This window comes from Xanthomonas sp. LMG 8993, from assembly GCF_009835065.2.
In the GTDB taxonomy this organism is placed as follows: domain Bacteria; phylum Pseudomonadota; class Gammaproteobacteria; order Xanthomonadales; family Xanthomonadaceae; genus Xanthomonas; species Xanthomonas arboricola.
Genome location: NZ_QVIF02000002.1, coordinates 405,933 through 425,292, shown reverse-complemented (window position 1 = coordinate 425,292; position 19,360 = coordinate 405,933). Strand labels below are relative to the sequence as shown.

The 19,360-nt window shown below is 67.9% G+C and carries 14 protein-coding genes; 10 read left to right on the top strand and 4 right to left on the bottom strand.

Features of this window, described 5'->3' with window-relative positions:
• Positions 1-133: 133 nt before the first annotated feature.
• Positions 134-658: a tetratricopeptide repeat protein gene (locus tag DYQ94_RS04945; RefSeq protein ID WP_160954758.1), complete on the bottom strand. Its 525-nt coding sequence runs from the start codon at positions 656-658 to the stop codon at positions 134-136.
• A gap of 13 nt (positions 659-671) precedes the next feature.
• Positions 672-3,116, bottom strand: coding sequence for a penicillin-binding protein 1B (mrcB, locus tag DYQ94_RS04940; protein WP_102251495.1), 2,445 nt, complete (start codon positions 3,114-3,116; stop codon positions 672-674).
• Between the two features lie 239 nt (positions 3,117-3,355).
• On the opposite strand from mrcB, the gene DYQ94_RS04935 reads away from it, so the two are divergent.
• On the top strand, positions 3,356-5,458 hold the full coding sequence (locus tag DYQ94_RS04935) for a glycosyltransferase (RefSeq protein ID WP_160954759.1): 2,103 nt from the start codon (positions 3,356-3,358) through the stop codon (positions 5,456-5,458).
• A gap of 60 nt (positions 5,459-5,518) precedes the next feature.
• Here the strand turns inward: DYQ94_RS04935 and DYQ94_RS04930 are convergent, their stop codons facing one another.
• Positions 5,519-7,033, bottom strand: coding sequence for a hypothetical protein (locus DYQ94_RS04930; RefSeq protein ID WP_160954760.1), 1,515 nt, complete (start codon positions 7,031-7,033; stop codon positions 5,519-5,521).
• A gap of 212 nt (positions 7,034-7,245) precedes the next feature.
• Complete coding sequence (locus tag DYQ94_RS04925) at positions 7,246-9,429, bottom strand: RelA/SpoT family protein (RefSeq protein WP_160954761.1); 2,184 nt, start codon at positions 9,427-9,429, stop codon at positions 7,246-7,248.
• Between the two features lie 290 nt (positions 9,430-9,719).
• On the opposite strand from DYQ94_RS04925, the gene pqqA reads away from it, so the two are divergent.
• From pqqA to DYQ94_RS04880, 9 genes are all read left to right on the top strand, one after another.
• Positions 9,720-9,800, top strand: coding sequence for a pyrroloquinoline quinone precursor peptide PqqA (pqqA, locus tag DYQ94_RS04920; RefSeq protein WP_002812057.1), 81 nt, complete (start codon positions 9,720-9,722; stop codon positions 9,798-9,800).
• Positions 9,801-9,866: 66 nt separating this feature from the next.
• Positions 9,867-10,766, top strand: coding sequence for a pyrroloquinoline quinone biosynthesis protein PqqB (gene pqqB, locus DYQ94_RS04915; RefSeq protein WP_160954762.1), 900 nt, complete (start codon positions 9,867-9,869; stop codon positions 10,764-10,766).
• Entirely contained in the window at positions 10,763-11,515 is a 753-nt protein-coding gene (gene pqqC, locus DYQ94_RS04910) for a pyrroloquinoline-quinone synthase PqqC (protein ID WP_039515257.1), read from the top strand. Before pqqB ends, pqqC begins: the two co-directional genes overlap by 4 nt.
• Positions 11,512-11,790, top strand: coding sequence for a pyrroloquinoline quinone biosynthesis peptide chaperone PqqD (pqqD, locus tag DYQ94_RS04905; RefSeq protein ID WP_104576437.1), 279 nt, complete (start codon positions 11,512-11,514; stop codon positions 11,788-11,790). The genes pqqC and pqqD overlap by 4 nt, the downstream gene beginning before the upstream one ends.
• Positions 11,787-12,926, top strand: a complete 1,140-nt coding sequence (gene pqqE / locus DYQ94_RS04900; protein ID WP_160954763.1) for a pyrroloquinoline quinone biosynthesis protein PqqE — start codon at positions 11,787-11,789, stop codon at positions 12,924-12,926. Before pqqD ends, pqqE begins: the two co-directional genes overlap by 4 nt.
• Before the next feature lie 62 nt (positions 12,927-12,988).
• Positions 12,989-13,501 carry a hypothetical protein gene (locus DYQ94_RS04895; protein WP_054591015.1) on the top strand — a complete coding sequence of 171 codons (513 nt, stop codon included), beginning with the start codon at positions 12,989-12,991 and terminating at the stop codon, positions 13,499-13,501.
• A gap of 60 nt (positions 13,502-13,561) precedes the next feature.
• The gene (locus DYQ94_RS04890) at positions 13,562-15,079 is read left to right on the top strand and encodes a PhoPQ-activated pathogenicity-related family protein (protein ID WP_160954764.1); all 1,518 of its coding nucleotides are present in this window, start codon (positions 13,562-13,564) and stop codon (positions 15,077-15,079) included.
• 330 nt (positions 15,080-15,409) lie between these two features.
• A complete protein-coding gene (locus tag DYQ94_RS04885; protein WP_160954765.1) occupies positions 15,410-16,444 on the top strand; it encodes a glucokinase family protein in 1,035 nt (344 codons plus the stop codon).
• Positions 16,445-16,546: 102 nt separating this feature from the next.
• Positions 16,547-19,180 carry a TonB-dependent receptor gene (locus DYQ94_RS04880; RefSeq protein WP_160954766.1) on the top strand — a complete coding sequence of 878 codons (2,634 nt, stop codon included), beginning with the start codon at positions 16,547-16,549 and terminating at the stop codon, positions 19,178-19,180.
• Positions 19,181-19,360 lie beyond the last annotated feature (180 nt).

The following is a 19,360-nucleotide window of genomic DNA, read 5'->3' as shown; positions in this document are numbered from 1 at the left end:
GCCGCGTGGCGCCGCTGGCGGTCGCGCGCGGGAACGAATGGCTCGCGTCGAGCAGATGCGCGCAAGTGATAGGCCGCACCACATGCGTGCCGCGCCTGTCGTGCGGCAGGCGCAGCCGGCGGTGTGGCCGTGCTCAGTAGCGCTTCACGCCCGGCACCGTGCACCCGGCAATCTGCGATTTGGCCGAAGCGGCGTTTTCCTTCTCGCCACGCGCCAGCCGCGACTGCTCGATGGTGGCCCAATGCCGGCGGCACAGCGGCCCGGTCTTGGAGCCCAGCTCAATGGCCTGTTTGGCGAAACGCTCGGCGGCGGGCCAGTCGGCCTGCAGCACCGCCACTTCGGCACGCTCCTGCAGGATGGCGGGATCGCCGGAAACCAGGCCCACCGCCTGATCCAGCGACGCCGCCGCGCCGGCCAGGTCGCCGGTCTGGCGCTTGCTCTTGGCGGTCTCGCGCAGGTCGTCCACCTGCGGGTCGCGCAATGGTTGTACCGACAGCTCGGTATCGTCGACGCCGGCCTCGCGTTCGATCAGCAGCAGCCGCTGTGTCGGCGTGGTCGGGTCCACCGGGGCCGGCGGTGGCGCAGGCGGCGCGCTGACGCAGGCGGTGAGTGCGGCAGACACGCCAGCGAGGGCAAGCAAACGGTGCAGTCGGTTCATCGGGTCACTCCAGTCAACGTGCAGGTGCAGCCGCGGCGGGTGCCGGCGCGGGGTCTTCCGGCTTCTTTTCCAGACCGAAGAAGCGACGCCAGCCACCACCGCTGGATTGCTCGGCCGGCGCGGATGCATCGCCGGGCACGCCTTCGATCGACGGTGCATTGCCGGCACAGGGGGCGTAGGCCGGCGTGAAGCCGACCACGAACGGGAACTGGCGCGCGCCCGGGCAGCCGGCATCGGTCACGCCGGTACCGGCCGCGTCCACCCACTGCCAGTCCAGGCCCTTGCCGCTGACCTTCAACGGCGCACTCGGCAGCCGCGCGAAGATGCTCGACCATACCCGCATCGCGCCGGTGGCGCCGTACAGGCCGGTCTGCTCGTTCTGGTCGTTGCCCATCCAGATCACCGCCAGGTGGTCGCCGGTATAGCCGGCATACCAGCTGTCGCGGCCGTCGTTGGACGTGCCGGTCTTGCCGGCCGGCGACAACCGGCCCAGGCCATCGCCCAGCAACTGCCGCGCAGTGCCGCCGCTGACCACCTGCTGCAGGGCGATGCTGATCAGGTTGGCCGCCACCGAATCGCCCTCCTGCGCCGGCGCCGGGGTCTTGTCGTAGCGCTTGAGCAGCTTGCCCTGCGGATCGAGCACGCCGCGCACCGCGTGCAGCGGCTGGATCTCGCCACCGGCGGCCAGGAACTGATACAGCTGCGCCATGCCGTACGGGCTCTGGTCGGTGGCACCGAGGATCAGCGAGGGATTGGTATCGGCCTTGATGCCGGCCAGTACCTGGATCAGCTGCGCGATGCGCTCCGGGCCGACCTGCATGCCCACGCGCACCGTGGCCTGGTTGTAGGAATGCGCCAGCGCATCGATCAGCCGCACCGTGCCGTGACTGCGGTTGTCGGAATTGCCCGGCGACCAGGTCTTGCCGCGGCTGAGCTGCACCGTCACCGGTGCATCGTCGACCCAGCTGGACAGCGCCCAGCGGTCCGGCGAGGCCAGCGCCAGCAGGTAGACGAACGGCTTGAGCAGCGAGCCGACCTGCCGCTGCGCTTCGACCGCGCGGTTGAAGCCCGGCTTGGCCACGTCGCGGCTGCCGACCACCGCCAGCACGTCGCCGTTATGCACGTCGGTCAGCACCAGGCCGGCCTGCAGCGGTGGGCGCTTCTTGTTGTCCAGCCGCTTGATAGTGCCGGTCACCGCGCCTTCGGCATAGGCCTGCGCGGACGGCGACATGCCGGTGAGCACGCTCATGCCGGCGCCCTGCAGCACGCCTTCCGGGTAGTCGTGCGCCAGCTGGCGCCGCACCAGGTCCACATAGGCCGGGAAGCGGTTGGCCGCGACCAGGCCCGGCTCGGTGGGCACGCCCAGCGGTGCGGCCAGCGCGCGCTTGTATTCGGCCGCATCGATCAGGTTGTTTTCGTGCAGCTTGCCCAGCACGAAATTGCGCCGATCCAGCGCGCGCTCCGGGTTGCGTCGCGGGTCGTAGTAGGACGGCCCCTTGACCAGCCCGATCAGCAAGGCGATCTGCTCGGTGGTCATCGAATTGAGCTCGCGGCCGAACCACAGCTCCGCGCCCGAGGACACGCCATGGATCGCCTGCCCGCCGCGCTGGCCCAGATAGACCTGGTTGAGATAGGCCTCCAGGATGGTGCGCTTGTCGTAACGCGCCTCCATGATCACTGCGTAGAGAATTTCGTTGAACTTGCGGGTGACGGTCTGTTCCTTGCCGATGCCGAGCAGGCCGCTGCGCGCCAGCTGCTGGGTCAGGGTGCTGGCGCCCTGGCGAACCTGGCCGCCGGAGCGCGCCATGATCCACGCCGCACGCACCATGCCGCTGAGATCGATGCCGTGGTGGCTGTTGAAGTCGCGATCCTCGACCGCCTGCAGGCCGGTGACCAGCAGCTCGGGCACTTCTTCCATGCGCACCAGGCGGCGCTCTTCCTGCTTCTGTCCGTACAGCGTGGCGATGCGCGCCGGGTCCAGCCGCGCACTCTTGAGCGCCTTGCGGTCGCTGGCGTCGCGCAGGCTGGCCACGCGCCCGCCGGAGAGGCTGACTTCCACCCGCCGCGCAGGCACGCGCCCATCCACATCGATATAGCCGCGGCTGGCGATGGTGAAGCGGCTGCCGTCCTGCTGGTAGGTGCCGGCCAGCTTGGCTTGCCCGTCGTCACGGTACGAGGCGGCGTCCAGCTCGGTCTTCAAGGTGGCCGCATCCAGCGCATTGCCCGGTGCCAGCACCAACGGCCGCCCGTACACGCGGGTCGGGATCTGCCAACGCAGCTCGCCAAACCGCTGGGTGACCTGCTTGTTCAGATACACCGTGTAGGGAATCAGAAAACCGAGCGCCAGCGCGAATGCCGCAAAGGCCCAGACAATCAGCCTGCGTTGCCAGCGGGAACCTTGCTCGGTGGAGTCGTCCTCGAAATCGTCGGGAGCGTCGTTGTCGTGGCGTCGGGGCACAGGAATGCGAGAATGTAGAGTCCGGCGAGTCTAGCGCAGCGCTGTCGTGGTTGTGGCCGGCCGGCCCCTCTGACTTAAGAGCGGCTAACAAAACGGCCACGCTCACCGTCAGCGGGCACGGACCGTCTCCGGCATCTGCGGGTACCCTGCGTCCCCTGCGCTTGCCTTGCGCCGTCCTCGCCGCCTGACGACTGCTCGCCGGGTTTTCTTCGTCACGCCACGTCTGGAGTTCCAACGGAATGTCGATGTCACTGGCCGATGCACGCTATCTGTTCAATCGCGTGCTTGGGCTGATTCACCGCAGCGTGGCGAGCATGCGCACACGCGGCTGGCGCGCCACCTGGCAGCGCATTCGCGTGCATACGCAGGCACCGCCGGTGGCGCTCGGCACGCCGCTGTGGTTGCCGGAGGCCGCACCGTTTGCCGCGTTTGCGGTCCCGCACAGCGACACCCCGCGCGTGACGCTGGTGATTCCGGTCTACAACCACATCGCGCACACCCTGGCGTGCCTGCGCGCACTGGCGGCGCATCCGCCGCTGCTGGAGGTGGAGATCATCGTCGTGGACGACGGCAGCAGCGACGCCACGCAGGCGCAGCTGCCGCAGGTGCAAGGGCTGCACTACCACCGGCGCGCCAGCAATGGCGGTTTCATCGCCGCCTGCAATGACGGCATCGCACTGGCGCGCGGCGACTACGTGGTGCTGCTCAACAACGACACCATCCCGCAGCCCGGCTGGCTGGATCGGCTGATCGACACGTTTGCCCAGTACCCCGGCGCCGGGCTGGTCGGCGCGCAACTGGTGTACCCGGACGGCCGCCTGCAGGAATCCGGCGGCGTGGTGTTCGCCGACGGCAGCGCCTGGAGCTACGGTCGCTTCGAATCGGCCGACGACCCGCGCCATGCCTATGTGCGTGCGATGGACTACTGCTCCGGCGCGGCGATCGCGCTGCCGCGCGCGTTGTTGCAGACGCTGGGTGGGCTGGATCGCCGCTACATGCCGGCGTATTACGAAGACACCGATCTGGCGTTTGCGGTGCGTGCCGCCGGCTACCGGGTGCTGGTGCAGCCGGCCAGCGTGGTGGTGCATGACGAGGGCACCAGCAATGGCACCGACACCCGCACCGGGGTGAAGGCGTACCAGGTGCGCAACCAAGGCGTGTTCGCCGACAAGTGGCAGCAGGCGCTGGCAATGCAGTTGCCGGTCGGCACGGTTCCCGGCCCTGCGCTGCTGCACCGTGGCCAACGTCAGGTGCTGATCCTGGACGAATGCGTGCCGCAACCGGATCGCGACTCGGGCTCGTTGCGGCAGTTCAATCTGATCCGCCTGCTATGCGAAGAGGGCGCGCACGTGGTGTTCGTGCCGACCCGCCGCGAACACGCCGGACGGCACACGCAGGCACTGCAGCAGCTGGGCGTGGAAGTCTGGTACGCGCCGTTCCTGGACGGCATCGGCAGCTGGCTGCGCACGCACGGCCCGCGGTTTGCGGTGGTGCTGCTGGTGCGTCACCACGTTGCGCATGCCTGTCTGCCGCTGCTCAGACAGTACGCGCCGCAGGCGCGCACCCTGTTCGACACCGTCGATCTGCACTACCTGCGCGAGCGCCGCGGCGCCGAGCTGGCCGGCGATGCCAACCTGTTGCGCGCGGCCGAACGCACACGCCTGCGCGAGCTGGAGATCATGGCCGCCACCGATGTCACGCTGCTGGTCTCGGCGGCCGAACAGGCGCAGCTGCAGGCGGACGCACCGCAGATCCGCACCGCCCTGCTCTCCAACCTGCATGAGGTGGCCGGTAGCGGCCGCCGCTTCGAGCAACGCCACGACCTGGTGTTCGTCGGCGGCTTCCGGCATCCCCCCAATGTGGATGCGGTGCAGTGGTTCATCAGCGCGATCTTTCCGCAGGTGCGCGCGCAATTGCCGCAGGTGGTCTTCCACTGCATCGGCGCGGACATGCCGCAGGCACTGACACTGCTGGCCGACGAATGCCCCGGCGTGCAATTGCACGGGCATGTGCCGGATCTGCTGCCGTTCATGGAGAACGCACGCATCGCGGTAGCACCGCTGCGCTTCGGCGCCGGCGTCAAAGGCAAGATCAACCTGAGCATGGCGCACGGGCAGCCGGTGGTCGGCACCACCTGTGCGGTGGAAGGCATGCATCTGCGCGACGGTGAGGATGTCTGCGTGGCCGATGACGCCGATGCCTTCGCCGCGGCGATCGTGCGCCTGTATCGCGATGCGGCGCTGTGGCAACGCCTGGCCGACAACGGATTGCACAACGTGGCCCGGCATTTTTCGCTGGATGCGGCGCGTGGCACGGTGCGCGCGCTGTTTATCGCGGAGTGAGTGCGCGCCGGGCGCTCGGGGATGGCGCTGTGAGTGGCGCCGTCGAGAACAACCGCTGCGTCAACGCTGCTCGGTCACGGCCTTGACCCGGCGCGTGAACTCGGCCAATTCCGGCAGCCCAGGATCCAGCTGGTGCGCCTCGTCCTGCGCGCGTCGTGCAAAGGCGGCGTCTTCCTGTCCCAGGCGTTCGCTGCCCACCGCAACCCAGCGTTGCGCAAGCCGTCGACGCGCGCCGGCCAGTGCATCGCCGTTGGGCGTCAGCGCCTGCCAGGCATCCAGACAGCCGCGCGCGGCACGCAGGCGGTTGTTGCGTAGCTCGTCCTCGAAGCAGCGCTGACTGGCCGGCACCACACGTGCGGCCGCCTGCAGCACGCGTGGATCGCGCGGCGCCAGCGCCTGCGCGGCACGCACCGCGTCGTAGGCACTGGCGCCGGGCGGCGTCATCCACTGCTGCTGCGCTTCGGCAGCTGCCACCCGTTGCAGCAGCGCGCGCAGGCGGCGCTCGCGGGTACCGCGCGACAGCCCGGTCTCGGGGCTGCGCTGGGCATCGCGTGCACGCGCAATCGCCTGCTCGGCCTGCGCAATCGCGGCGGCGCCGGGCAGCAAGGTCTTGGCTTCCTGCAGCGACTGCAGCGCGGCGTCGAACTGGAAGTCTGCCGCCTGCCGGCCGGCTTGCGCGGCATATTCGCCTGCCACCTGCTCCAGCCCACGCTGGGCGGCCGCATCCGCCGGCTCGGCTGCCAGCACTGCGGTGAAATCGCGTGCGGCCGGTGCCAGCCGGCCACGCCGCAACAAGCCCTGCGCGCGCTGACGGCGCTGGTCCAGCACACGGTGGTAGTGGCCCTCGGTCAGCGGTACATCGGCATGCCCGGCGTCATAGCGCTTGGCCGCGGCCAGCAGCATCGCCGCATCGGCCAGCGCATCGCGCGCCAGGGCCTGGCGTGCCTGCGCCAGCAGATCGGTCAGGGCGTCCTCGCGCCCTTCCAGCGCATCGGTGCGGTCCGGTGCCAGGGTCAGGATGCGCTGGTACAACGGCAGCGCGCTGTCCGGGCTGCCATCCAGGCGCCCTTGCTGTTGCGCGGACACCGCCTGTGCGAATAAGGCGTCCAGGCCGGCCCGACGCGCCTGCAACTGCCGCAGGCGCAGTGCCACCGGTGCGATCTGCGCCTGCGGCACCTCCAGCGCGCCCGCCAGCGTCAGCGCACGCTGCGCAGCAGCGGCATCCCCGGCCGCAATCGCCGCGCGCGCCTGCACCACGGCGGCGGCACCGGTGCGCGCCAGCCCGGCACGGGCTTCGCCGCGATCGCTGTCCAGCGCAAGCGCAGCAGCGAACAGTTCGCGCGCGCCGTTGCCATCGGCCGCACTGAGATGGCCGCGCGACAGCGCCGCATCGCCCCGTTGCAGCAGTTGCTGGATACGCGTGTCCGGCCACAGCCAATCGGCCAGCGGCTTGCGCAGCACGACCGTGGCCAGCAAGAGACACGCGCACAACGCCAGCACCACGCGCCATAGCGCGCGGCTGCGCAGTGGTGCCCAGAGGCGAGGCGATCTTGCCCAGCGCGGAAGCGGGAGCATGCGGTGGCGTCCGTCCTTGGCGCGACCTGACGGGGACGCGTTCACCCCGTCATGGTAGCTGTCTGCTGCGAAGACGATGTGGGCTTGGGGGAATCGGGAATCGGGAATCGGGATTCGGGAAGCGGGATTCGGGAAGCGGGAAGCGGGCACACCTTGCTTGCTGTGGGTGCCGCCTGTTTCAAGGCGATGGGCGCCGGCGGGCTGGGGCGCACTCAACCGAGTCGCCGCACCTCGTTTACGCCGGGCAAGGCATCCAGTTTGCCGAGCAGACTGGACAGCTGGTCGTAGTCGCTGACCTTCAGGCGCAGGCGCAGTTGCGCCCTGCCGGTGTCGCGCACGTTGTCGCTGTTGATTTCCAGCACGTGCGCGTCCTCCTGCGCGATCAGGTTGGTGATGTCCTTGAGCAGCCAGCGGCGGTCGACCGCGCGCACCTGTACATCCACCTCGTAGCCGCTGCCGGCCTGGCCCCACTCCACCGGCAACACCCGCTGCGGATGCGCCGCGGCCAGACGCGACAGTGCCGCGCAATCGGTGCGGTGCACGGTGATGCCGCGGCCGCGGGTCAGATAGCCGGCGATCGGCTCGCCCGCCACCGGCTGGCAGCAGCGCGCCAGCTGCACCAGCAGATTGCCCACGCCCTGCACGGTGAACTTGGATTTACCCAAGCCCTCGCGGCGCGCGGTGGGCCGTGGCGGCGCCGGCACCGCCGGCTGCGAAGCGGCCCGCTCGGCTTCCAACAGCGCACGGCTGACCTGGTTGGGCCCGGTATCGCCCAGCGCCACCTGGATGTACAGATCGTCGACATTCTCGGCGTGGAACTTGCGCGTGGCCACGCCCAGATCGGCGTGCTGCAGGCCCAGCCGCTTGAGCTCGCGATCGAGCAGATCCTTGCCGGCCTGTACGTTGCGCGCGCGGTCGAGCTTGTGGAACCACGCGCGCACCTTGTCGCGCGAGCGCCCGCTGGCCAGAAAGCCATTGGACGCCAGCAACCAGTCGCGGCGTGGGTCGGCCTCCTTGGCGGTCATGATCTCCACCCGGTCGCCGCTGCGCAGCCGGTAGGTCAGCGGCACGATGCGGTCGTTGACGCGCGCGCCGCGGCAGCGATGCCCGACCATGGTGTGCACGTGATAGGCGAAATCCAGCGGCGTGGCGCCTTGCGGCAGATCGATGACCTCGCCCTTGGGGGTCAGTGCATACACGCGGTCTTCGATCAGCTCGGCGTCCAGCGCACCGGCCAGTTCGCCGTGGTCGCCTTCCTGCACCTGCTCCAGCAACTGGCGCATCCACAGGATCTTGCGGTCGAAGGCTTTTTCGCCGCCCTTGCCGCCTTCTTTGTATTTCCAGTGCGCGGCCACGCCGAGCTCGGCCTGCGCATGCATCTCGTGGGTGCGGATCTGGATTTCGATCGTGCGCCCTTCCGGGCCGACCACCGCGGTATGCAGCGAGCGGTAGTCGTTGGCCTTGGGCCGGGCGATGTAATCGTCGAACTCGCTCGGCACCGGTGCCCACAGCGAGTGCACCGCCCCCAGCGCGGCATAGCAGGCGGCCACGTCATCGACCATCACCCGCACCGCGCGGATGTCGTACAGCTGGTCGAAGGACAGGCGCTTTTTCTGCATCTTCCGCCAGATGCTGTAGATGTGCTTCGGCCGTCCGCTCACCTCCGCGCGCAGGCCCTGCTGGGCCAGCGTCGTCGACAGGGTGCGCTTGACCGCGTCCAGATAGCGCTCGCGCGCCACGCGGGTTTCGTCCACCTCGCGGGCGATGCGGCGGTAGGTGTCCGGCTCCAGATGCCGGAACGCCAGGTCTTCCAGCTCCCACTTCACCTGCCAGATGCCCAGCCGGTTGGCCAGCGGCGCATGGATGTCGCGGGTGAGCTGGGCCAGTGCGCGGCGCTGCTCTTCGCTCAGGCGGTCGGCCACGCGCATGCGCGCCAACTGCCGCGCCAGCAGGATCGGCACCACCCGCAGGTCGTGGATGATGGACAGCAACAGCCGCCGCAGACCTTCGCTGTTGCGCCCGGCCTCGCGACCGGCATGCAGGGCCCAGACCTGGTCGGCCGCATCCAGCCCGTCCAGCAGGCCTTCGACCGCCACCCGGCGCTCGGCCGGCTGCCATGGCAGGCCGGCGATCGCGCCGCGCAACGCCGGCAGGTCGAACAGCAATGCCGCAATCAAGGTGGCCTCGTCGGCGGCCAGCAACGCCAGCGCGTCCAGCGTATCGGCCAGCAGCGTCCAGGCCACGTCCTCGCTCGGCGCCGGCAACTGCTGCCAGGCCTGCGCCAGGGCATCACGCAGATCTGGCGCGATCGACGCGATGGCGGGACGCTGCAGCAAGGCATGCAGGCGCTCGAATGAGGAACTGGTCACAGCGGTGGACACGGCGATGGGCAACAACGGGGGGCTGACAGCTACGGTAACGTGCGCGTCACCTTCTCCACAACGCGCAATCGCTGCATCGTCGGCGCGATCCCGCACGCTTGCGCTTATGGTCGGTTCACCCGCCAACGTCTTGATTCGCAACCGCTGTGCGCCGCTTGTGCCGCAACGCTGCAGGCCAATCGGCACGCTCAATCGGGTTTTTACGTGCTTTTTACAACTCGCCCAAACCGCCTGCCTATCCTCCAGTGGCGTTGTCGCTGCGTCCTGCCGCGGCCACGTCATTCCAACCAACTGCGAGGTAGCCGATGAAGACCTGGAAGAAGCCTGTCGTTCGTGAAGTCAATTGTGGCGCCGAGATCAACTGCTACGTCTCCGGCGAATTCTGAGCTCACCTGCCGCCCCTCCTCCCGATGCATGACCGGCAATCGCCGGCAGATAGGTAACAGTTCTCCATGCGCATCATCGTTCTGGGATCGGCGGCCGGCGGTGGGCACCCGCAGTGGAATTGCCATACCCCTGCCAGCAGGCGGGCATGGCAACAAGCCGATGGTGCCCAGCGTCGTACCCAGGCCAGCATCGCCGTCAGTGCCGATGGCCAGCGCTGGGTCCTGATCAACGCCTCCCCCGACTTCCGTCAACAAATCCTTGCAACGCCCGCACTCTGGCCGCAGCGCGATTTGCGGCATTCGCCGATCGAAGCGGTGCTGCTGACCAGCGGCGAGATCGACCATATCGCCGGATTGCTGTCGATGCGCGAGAGCCAGGCGTTCTCGCTGCATGCCAGCAGCCGCGTGCTGGACCTGCTGTCGCAAAACCCCATCTTCGATGCGGTCAACTCCACCTACGTGGAGCGCCAGCCGTTTGCGCTGGACACGCCGGTGTCGCTGCTGGGCCTGCAACTCACGCCATTCTCGGTGCCCGGCAAGGTACCGCTGTTCATGGAATCGCGCAGTGGCGGCGACCTGGCCGGCTCCAACGAGGAAACCCTCGGGCTGACCATCGACGATGGCCAGCACCGCGTGCATTACATTCCCGGCTGCGCGGCGATGACCGATGCACTGCGCGCGCGCCTGCAAGGCGCCGAACTGGTGTTCTTCGACGGCACGCTGTGGCGCGACGACGAGATGGTGCAACTGGGCATCAGCCAGAAGACCGGCCAGCGCATGGGCCACATGAGCATCGACGGCCCCGACGGCACGATTGCCGCGTTCGCCCCGCTGGAGGTGGCGCGCAAGATCTTCATCCATCTCAACACCACCAATCCCGTGCTCGACACCCACTCGCCGGAGTACGCCAGCGCGCGTGCCAGCGGCTGGGAAATCGCGCACGACGGCCTGGAGATCACCCTGTGACCACCCTGCTCACCCCGGACCAGCTGGAAGCGGACCTGCGTGCCATCGGCGCCCGCCTGTACCACGACCAGCATCCCTTCCATGCGCTCCTGCACGAGGGCAAGCTCGATCGCGGCCAGGTCCAGGCCTGGGCGCTGAACCGCTTCGAATACCAGCGCTGCATTCCATTGAAGGACGCCGCGATCCTGGCGCGCATGGAAGACCCGGCGTTGCGGCGGATCTGGCGGCAACGCATTCTCGATCACGACGGCAACAGCCCCAGCGATGGCGGCATCGCGCGTTGGCTGCACCTGACCGACGCGCTCGGCCTGGAGCGCACGCTGGTGGAATCCGGCCGTGCGCTGCTGCCCGGCACCCGTTTTGCGGTGCAGGCCTACCTGCAGTTCGTGCGCGAAAAAAGCCTGCTCGAGGCAATCGCCTCCTCGCTGACCGAGCTGTTCGCCCCCAACATCATCGGCCGGCGCGTGGCCGGCATGCTCAAGCATTACGACTTCGTCTCGCCCGAAGCGCTGGCCTATTTCGAGCATCGCCTGACCGAGGCGCCACGCGATTCGGATTTTGCGCTGGACTACGTCAAGCAGCACGCCGATACCGTCGAAAAACAGGCCCTGGTCAAGGCCGCGCTGCACTTCAAGTGCTCGGTGCTGTGGGCGCAGCTGGATGCATTGCACGTGGCCTACGTCGCCCCGGGCATCGTGTGGCCAGATGCGTTCGTGCCCGACCGCGACGCCGGCCGGGCCGCGGCGTGAGCAGCATCACCCGCGACAGCCAGCCGGCCCTACGCGCAGGCGTGCGCCTGCAGCACGACCGCGCGCGTGACCAATGGGTGCTGCTGGCGCCGGAACGCGTGGTCGAGCTGGACGAGATCGCACTGGTGGTGGCGCAGCGCTACGACGGCACGCGCTCGCTGGCGCAGATCGCGCAGGAACTGGCAGGCGAATTCGATGCTGACGCGGCCGATATCGAGATTGATGTGATCGAACTCACCGCCACGCTGTATCAGAAGCGTCTGCTGCGGCTATGACCATCGCCCCGCCGCCACTGTCGGTACTGCTGGAGCTGACCCATCGCTGCCCGTTGGCCTGCCCGTATTGCTCCAACCCGATCGCGTTGGCGGCGCTGCGCGAGGAAATGGACACCGCCGGCTGGCGCTCGCTGCTGCAGCAGGCCGCCGACATGGGCGTGCTGCAGGCACACTTTTCCGGCGGCGAGCCGATGCTGCGCAAGGACCTGCCCGAGCTGGTGGCGCATGCACGTGCGCTCGGGCTGTACAGCAACCTGATCACCTCCGGCGTGGCCGGCGGCGAGCCGATGCTGGACCAGTTGCAGGCCGCCGGACTGGAGCATGTGCAGCTGAGCGTGCAGGACGTCGACCCGGCCGGTGCCGACCGTATCGCCGGCTATCGCAACAGCCTGGCGAAGAAGCGCGAGTTCGCCGCCGCCGTGCGCGCGCGCGGCCTGCCGCTGACGCTCAATGCGGTACTGCATCGCCATAACGCCGAGCGCGTGCCCGGCATGATCGCGCTGGCGCTGGAATGGCAGGCCGAACGCATCGAAGTGGCGCACACCCAGTACTACGGCTGGGGCCTGCGCAATCGCGCCGCGCTGATGCCCAGCCGCGAGCAGCTGATGGCCACGATTGACGCGGTGGAAACCGCCCGCCGCGAGCTCGGCGACCGCCTGGCGATCGACTTCGTCACCCCCGATTACTACGCCCGCCAGCCCAAGCCGTGCATGGGTGGCTGGGGCCAGCGCTTCGTCAATATCTCCCCGCGTGGCGATGTGCTGCCCTGCCATGCGGCCGAAACCATCGACGGCATGCGCTTTGACAACCTGCGCGAGCGGTCGCTGGCCGACATCTGGAACAACGGCGAGGCCTTCGTGCGCTTCCGCGGCACCGCCTGGATGCCGGAGGTCTGCCAGGGCTGCCCCAAACGCGAGATCGACTGGGGCGGCTGCCGCTGCCAGGCGCTGGCGCTCAGTGGCGATGCCGCCACGCTGGACCCGGTCTGCGAACGCTCGCCGCGACACACCGAGGTACGCGCCACCGCCGAACGCGAGGCCGCCGCCCCGCCGCCGGAGTTCGTCTACCGCCGCCCCGGCCGCCCCGAACGCTTGGCATCGGCCAGCACAGAGGCACGAGCCGCCGACGCGCCATAGCCGGCTGCGTCATGCGCGGGCTAGCGTCTACACTAGCCGCCTTTCCTGATCGGATGGCATCCATGTCGCTCGCGCGCCGCATTCCCTTGCTGGTCTGCCTGACCCTCGCCCTGAACGCCGCTCCGGCCCTCGCGCAGCGCGCGGTGCAGGGCGACCTGCAGTCGCAGATGAGCGCCGAACAGTTCAAGGCCGCCGGCCTGGACAAGCTCGATGCCGGAGAACTGGCCGCGCTCAACGACTGGCTGCAGGGCAAGGTCGCCAAGGAAGCCGCGGTCGTGGTCGAACAAGCCAAGGAAGCCGGCCGCCAGGAAGTGATCGTCAAGAACCGCGGCTTCTTCGATTTCGGCAGCAACGAGCCGATCGAGAGCAACATCGTCGGCGAGTTCAAGGGCTTTTCGAAGGGGCGCGTGTACACCCTGGCCAATGGCCAGGACTGGGAGCAGACCGACGCTGCGACATTGTCGGGCGTGCGCAAGGCGTCACCCAAGGTCAAGATCAAGCCGGGTCTGGTCGGCGTGTGGTATCTGCAGATCGAGGGCTACAACACGCAGGCCAAGGTGCGCCGGGTCAAGTAAGCGCGTCCAGGCATTGCCGGCCCGCCACCGCAGCCTGAGCAGGCCACCCGGAGAACACGCATGCGTTGGATGCCATGTTGCAGCCTGGCATTGCTGGCGTCGCTGGCCTGGTTCGCAGGCGTTGCGCCTGCCGATGCGGCCACTGCGCCCACCCTGTCAGCGCAGCAGTGCGCCGATGCGCCCGAGGTCGGCATCGACCAGGCGCTGGTGTGCTATCACGATGCCATCGAGCGCCAACCGCTGGTCTACCGGCGCGTGGCCACCCGCACGGTGGACGGTGTCGAAAGGCGCGATTACCTGCTGACCTCGCAGCAGTGGTCGCCGGAGGAGCTGGTGCAGCCGGCCAGCTGGCAGCACGATGTGGCGATCTACGTCCCGGCAGATGCGTTGCCGACGCGTGCGCTGCTGATCTCCACCAATGGCACCCGCCAACCGGCCGATGGCGGCGCGCCACAACCGCCCAGCGAATTGCCACCCGAGGCCCTGGCCGCATTGGCGCGGCGCAGCCGCACCGTGGTGGTCGCGCTCGGCGATCTGCCCAGCCAGGCACTGACCTACCGCAACGATGGCACGCCGCGCCGCGAGGACGACAGCGTCGCCTACAGCTGGTCGCTGTTCCTGGCGTCGCCGCAACGACGCAAGACCATGCCGCTGCACGTGCCGATGGCCGCGGCGATCGCGCGCACCATGAGCCTGGCCGAACGCGAATTGGCGCCGTTGCAGATTCATCGCTTCCTCCTCGCCGGCGCCTCCAAGCGTGGTTGGGCCAGCTGGCACGCCACCATCGCCGATGCGCGCGTGGAGGCCGTGGTGCCGTTCGTGATCGACATCCTCAATCTGCCGGCCGTGCTCGAGCACATGTCCCGGGCCTATGGCGGCAACTGGCCGATCGCATTCGGCGCCTACGCCAGGCAGGCAATCACCGCACAGCTGCACACGCCGGCATTTGCGCAGCTGGTGCAACTGCAGGACCCGCTGAGTTATCTGCACACGCCGCAGCGCAAACGCCTGGCCGTGCCCAAGTACATCGTCAATGCCAGCGGCGACGATTTCTTCCTGCCGGATAACACGCAGTTCTTCTACGACGCGCTGCCCGGCAGCAAGGCGCTGCGCATGGTGCCCAACAGCGCGCATAACGGCATCCGCGCTTCCATCGTCGACAGCCTGGTGCCCTTCGTGACCCGGCTGCAGCAGCAGCGTGCATTGCCAAAGGTGCGCGATTCCCTGCACACAGGCGAACACCCGCAGATCCGCTTCCAGTCGTCCGAGCGCCCTGCGCAGTTGCGTCTGTGGCAGGCCCGCAACCCGGCGGCGCGCGATTTCCGCTATGCCTGCGGCATTCGTTACAGCGCCACGCCGATCGCGCCTGCACGCGGCAACACGGTGTCGGTACCGGTGCAGATTCCCGACGCTGGCTGGAGCGCGTACTTCGTCGAGGCCACCTACGCGGACGGCTTCGTCGCCACCAGCCAGACCTACGTGCTCGGCAAGCAGCGCTATCCGACGCAGGCGCCACCCACCGACGGTGCGGCCTGCAGCACCTTGCCAGGCGCTGCCTCTGCGGCGGCTGCGCGCTGAGCTGGCGACTGCGCGAGCGCTGACGCAATCAGGCTGGCGGTAGCCACCGTCGAAGCAGTGTCGATGTCACGGAGCGATGCCAGCGCCGCTCAGTGTCCAAACGGCGACAACAGACGCGACCGTTGCGACAGCGTGGTGGCGCGTGCGCACGCTTCCGCACTGCGCAATCACACCCATGCAGACAGCCCTGAAACGGGCGATTTTGCACTCGAGTCCGCCAGCAAGATCGATCCAACCCGACTGAACCATTGACATCGTTGTCACCAACTTCTACACAGGCCGCTACTCGCCGATCGCATTGGCCGCTCGGACGACTCCAAAGGACTGCACGTGGCTGCGACTTCGCGTTCTGCTCTCGCTTCTGGCTTGCCCACCGCACCGGTTGCCGCCGGCTTCATCGCGGCCGACGTGGGTGGCACGCATGTGCGGGTCGGCCACATCGCGCGGGCAGGTACTGCTGCGACCGAGCTGTCGCATTACCGCACCTACCGCTGCGCCGAACACGCCAGTCTGGACGCCATCCTTGCCGACTTCCTGCAGCCACGGCACGACGTCGAGGCGGTGGTGATCGCCAGTGCCGGGGTCGCGCTGGACGATGGCAGCTTCATCAGCAACAACCTGCCGTGGACGATTTCGCCTGGCCGCATTCGCGCCGCGCTTGCCGTGCCCAGCGTGCACCTGGTCAACGATTTCGAAGCGGTGGCTTACGCCGCACCGCTGATGGAACAACGTGCCGCGCTGCAACTGAGTGGGCCGACGCCGCGGCATGCACGCGCCAGCGGCCCCATCCTGGTGGTCGGCCCCGGCACCGGGCTGGGTGCGGCGGTCTGGATCGATGCCAGGCCACGCGCGATCGTGCTCGCCACCGAGGCCGGCCAGGTCGCCCTGGCCAGCAACGACGAGATGGAACTGCAGGTGCTGCGGATCCTGCTGCGTGGCGAGCGCTATCTGCCGCTGGAACATGTGCTGTCCGGGCCAGGCCTGCTGCATCTGTACAACGCCCTGTGCGAACTGCAGGGCGCCACGCCCCGCCATCAGCTACCGGCCGCGATTACGCATGCCGCGCTGCACGAAGACGATGCATTGGCACGCGATTGCCTGCAGGTCTTTTGCGCCATCCTGGGCAGCGCGGTCGGCGACATGGCGCTGGCCTACGGCGCCGCCGGCGGCATCTATCTGGCCGGCGGCTTTTTGCCGACGATCGGGCCGTTCCTGCAGAACAGCCGTTTTCGCGAGCGCTTTCTGGCCAAAGGACGCATGCGCGCGGTACTCGAACGCATTCCGGTCAAGCTGGTCGAGCACGGGCAACTGGGCGTGCTCGGCGCGGCCAACTGGTATCTGCAACACCACGCTGACCTGACGTAAGCGATCCACCACGCGCCCGGTCCCGAGCGCGCGTCTGCAAGACCCCGCATCCGGCGAGCAGCAGCCCGCCGTCCATCCCCGTGCGTGATGAGGAGAGACATCATGAAATACAGCACCACCCTGCTGTCCAGCGCGATCGCGTTGTCGCTGGCATTCGCCGCCCAAGCCCAGGACGCAGCCGACCAGGCCACCGATCTGGATGCCGTGCAGGTGGTCGGCATCCGTGCCAGCCTGGAAAAATCGCTCGATACCAAACGCAACAACGCCGGCATTTCCGAAGCCATCACCGCCGAAGACATCGGCAAGTTTCCAAGCACCAACGTGGCCGAGGCGCTGTCGCAGATTCCCGGCGTCACCCTGGACCGGCGCTTTGGCCAGGGCGAGCGGGTCAGCATCGACGGCACCGACCCCAGCCTCAATCTGTCCTTCCTGGACGGCCACCCGGTGGCGCAGGCGATCTGGCTCTACGGCGAACAACCCAGCCGCGGATTCGACTACACCTTGCTGGCGCCGCAGATCCTGGGCCGCGCGGAAATCCTCAAATCCTCCGAAGCGCGCCTGACCGAAGGCAGCCTGGGCGGCACCGTGTTGATGCACACCCGGCAACCGCTGGACCTGGACGTCAACGAGGTGGCCGCCTCCATCGGCTACAGCTACAGCGCGCAGGCCAGCGAGGGCAAGCCGAACGCGGCGCTGCTGTATAGCTGGAAGAACGCGGCCGACACCTTCGGCATCGCGGTGTCGGCGCAGCATTACGAAGAACGCGTCGATCGCCGCGGCATGGAAGTGTTCGGCTACGCGCCGGCCAGCACCTTCGCCAATGCCGCAGGCGGCGTGCCCGCCGATGCGGACGTGCCCAACTCCATCAACGCGGCCTGGTTCCAGCAGGATCGCGAGCGCGACAGCGCCGTGGTCAACCTGCAGCTCAAGCCCAGCCAGGCGCTGGAATTCAACCTCAGCGGCCTGTACATCAACGAGAACTTCGACAACTACAACCAGTCGATGTACAGCTTTTTGACCTGGAATGCCGGCACGGTAGCGGCGGTGGACCAACTCGGCGGCCTGCGCAACGGTGTGGTGACCAGCGGGCATTCCGGCGCCAATGCCGACCCGCTCGGCGGCACCGTGATCTACGACAACAACGTGCGCGAATCGGAAGTCACCACCAAGGGCCTGGACCTGCGCGGCGCATTCCGCGGCGATGGCTGGGGATTGAATGGGCAGGTGGGCCAAAGCAGATCCGAGAACAAGGACCTGTCGCAGTATTTCATCGAGCCGTTCTACAACGGCGGCTTCAGCTGGGACACGCGGCGCGGCATCCGTTTCGACGATCCGGCGCGCGCGCGCGATCCGGCCAACTGGGGCTCGGCTGGCGGCTGGTTCGGCAATAACGGCATCTTTTCCACCGAAAGCAAGGACACCTACGGCCAACTCGATCTGAATCTGCAGTTCGACAGCGTGTTCAACCAACTGCTGCTGGGCGTGCGCCATGGCAAGCATGAGGAGCGCTTCGAGCTCAACGTCTATGGCGGCGTGACGCCGGGCACGCTGGCCGACGTAGGCACCATCGGGCTGACCGATCTGCAGGAGTTCTATCCGGACCACGGCCGGCATGTGCAGGCAGGCCGCAACAACGTGCTGAACTGGATCCGCAACAGCCCGGTCGACTACGGCGCGCCGGATCCGGCCAGCTACCTCAACAACACCTGGGCGCTGCAGCAGACCAATAACGCCGCCTATGCCCAGTTGAACTTCTCCGGCGGCGGCCTGCGCGGCAATCTCGGGCTGCGTTATGTCGATTCGAAAACCGAGGGCAGCGGCTTCGTCTACAGCGGCACGCCCACACTGCAGAACGCCGACAGCCTGTGGCAGACACGTACGCGCAAGGAGGATTTCCTGCTGCCCTCGCTCACGCTCTCCTACGAGGCCGCCGACGATTGGGTGTTCCGCTTTGCCGCGGCCAAGGTGATCGCCTGGGCACCGTACAACCAGATGGTCAACAACACCTTCCTCAACGACACCACGCTGACCGGCAGCGGCGGCAATGCCGAGCTGTCGCCGTACGAATCCTGGAACTTCAACCTGTCGGCCGAGTATTACTTCGCGCAGCAGTCGGTGGTGGCGTGGTCGCTGTTCTACAAGAAGATCGACAACTACATCGACACCAGCGCCAGCGTGGAGCGCCAGTACAACGCGCTACGCGATACCGCGCCGCAGAGCTGGGCGCAGTTGCTCGGCAGCAACGGCTGCAGCGCCGATGGCTATTGCGATTACAGCATCCAGCGGCCACGCAATGCCGGCGATGGCAAGGTCAAGGGCTTCAACATCGCGTTCCAGCAGCCGTTCGGCGACAGCGGCTTCGGTTTGACTGCCAACTACACCTACGCCAATGGCGAAAACAACACCGGCGATGCCCTGCCCTACCAGTCGCGCAACAGCGTGGCAGTCAGCCCGTACTACGAAAAAGGCCCGCTCAACGCACGGCTGACCTACAACTGGCGCGACAGCTATCTGGCCGGCGGTTACGTGGCCGGCGCCGCGCCGGCAAGCGTGGATGACTACGCCGAACTCGGCGCGAGCATCGGCTATGCGTTCAGCCCGAACTGGTCGCTGCAGGTCGACGCGCAGAACCTGCTGGACGAGCAATACCTGCAGTATCTCGGCGACACCGACCATCTGGCCGGCCGCTACAGGAGCGGGCGCCGCTACATGGCGAGCCTGCACATGAAGTTCTGACAGCGGCTGGCAACCGGACGGCGCGCACCGCCAGGCGGTGCGGCCGATATCCGGAACCGGCATGTACCGGGTGTACACGCCGGTTCCGCGCATCGCCCACGCCCAGCTGACCACTGCGCGCTGGGTCGCGTTCACCGCTCAAGGCGCAGTGCTTGGCCTGAGTGACCAGTCGGTGGCAGG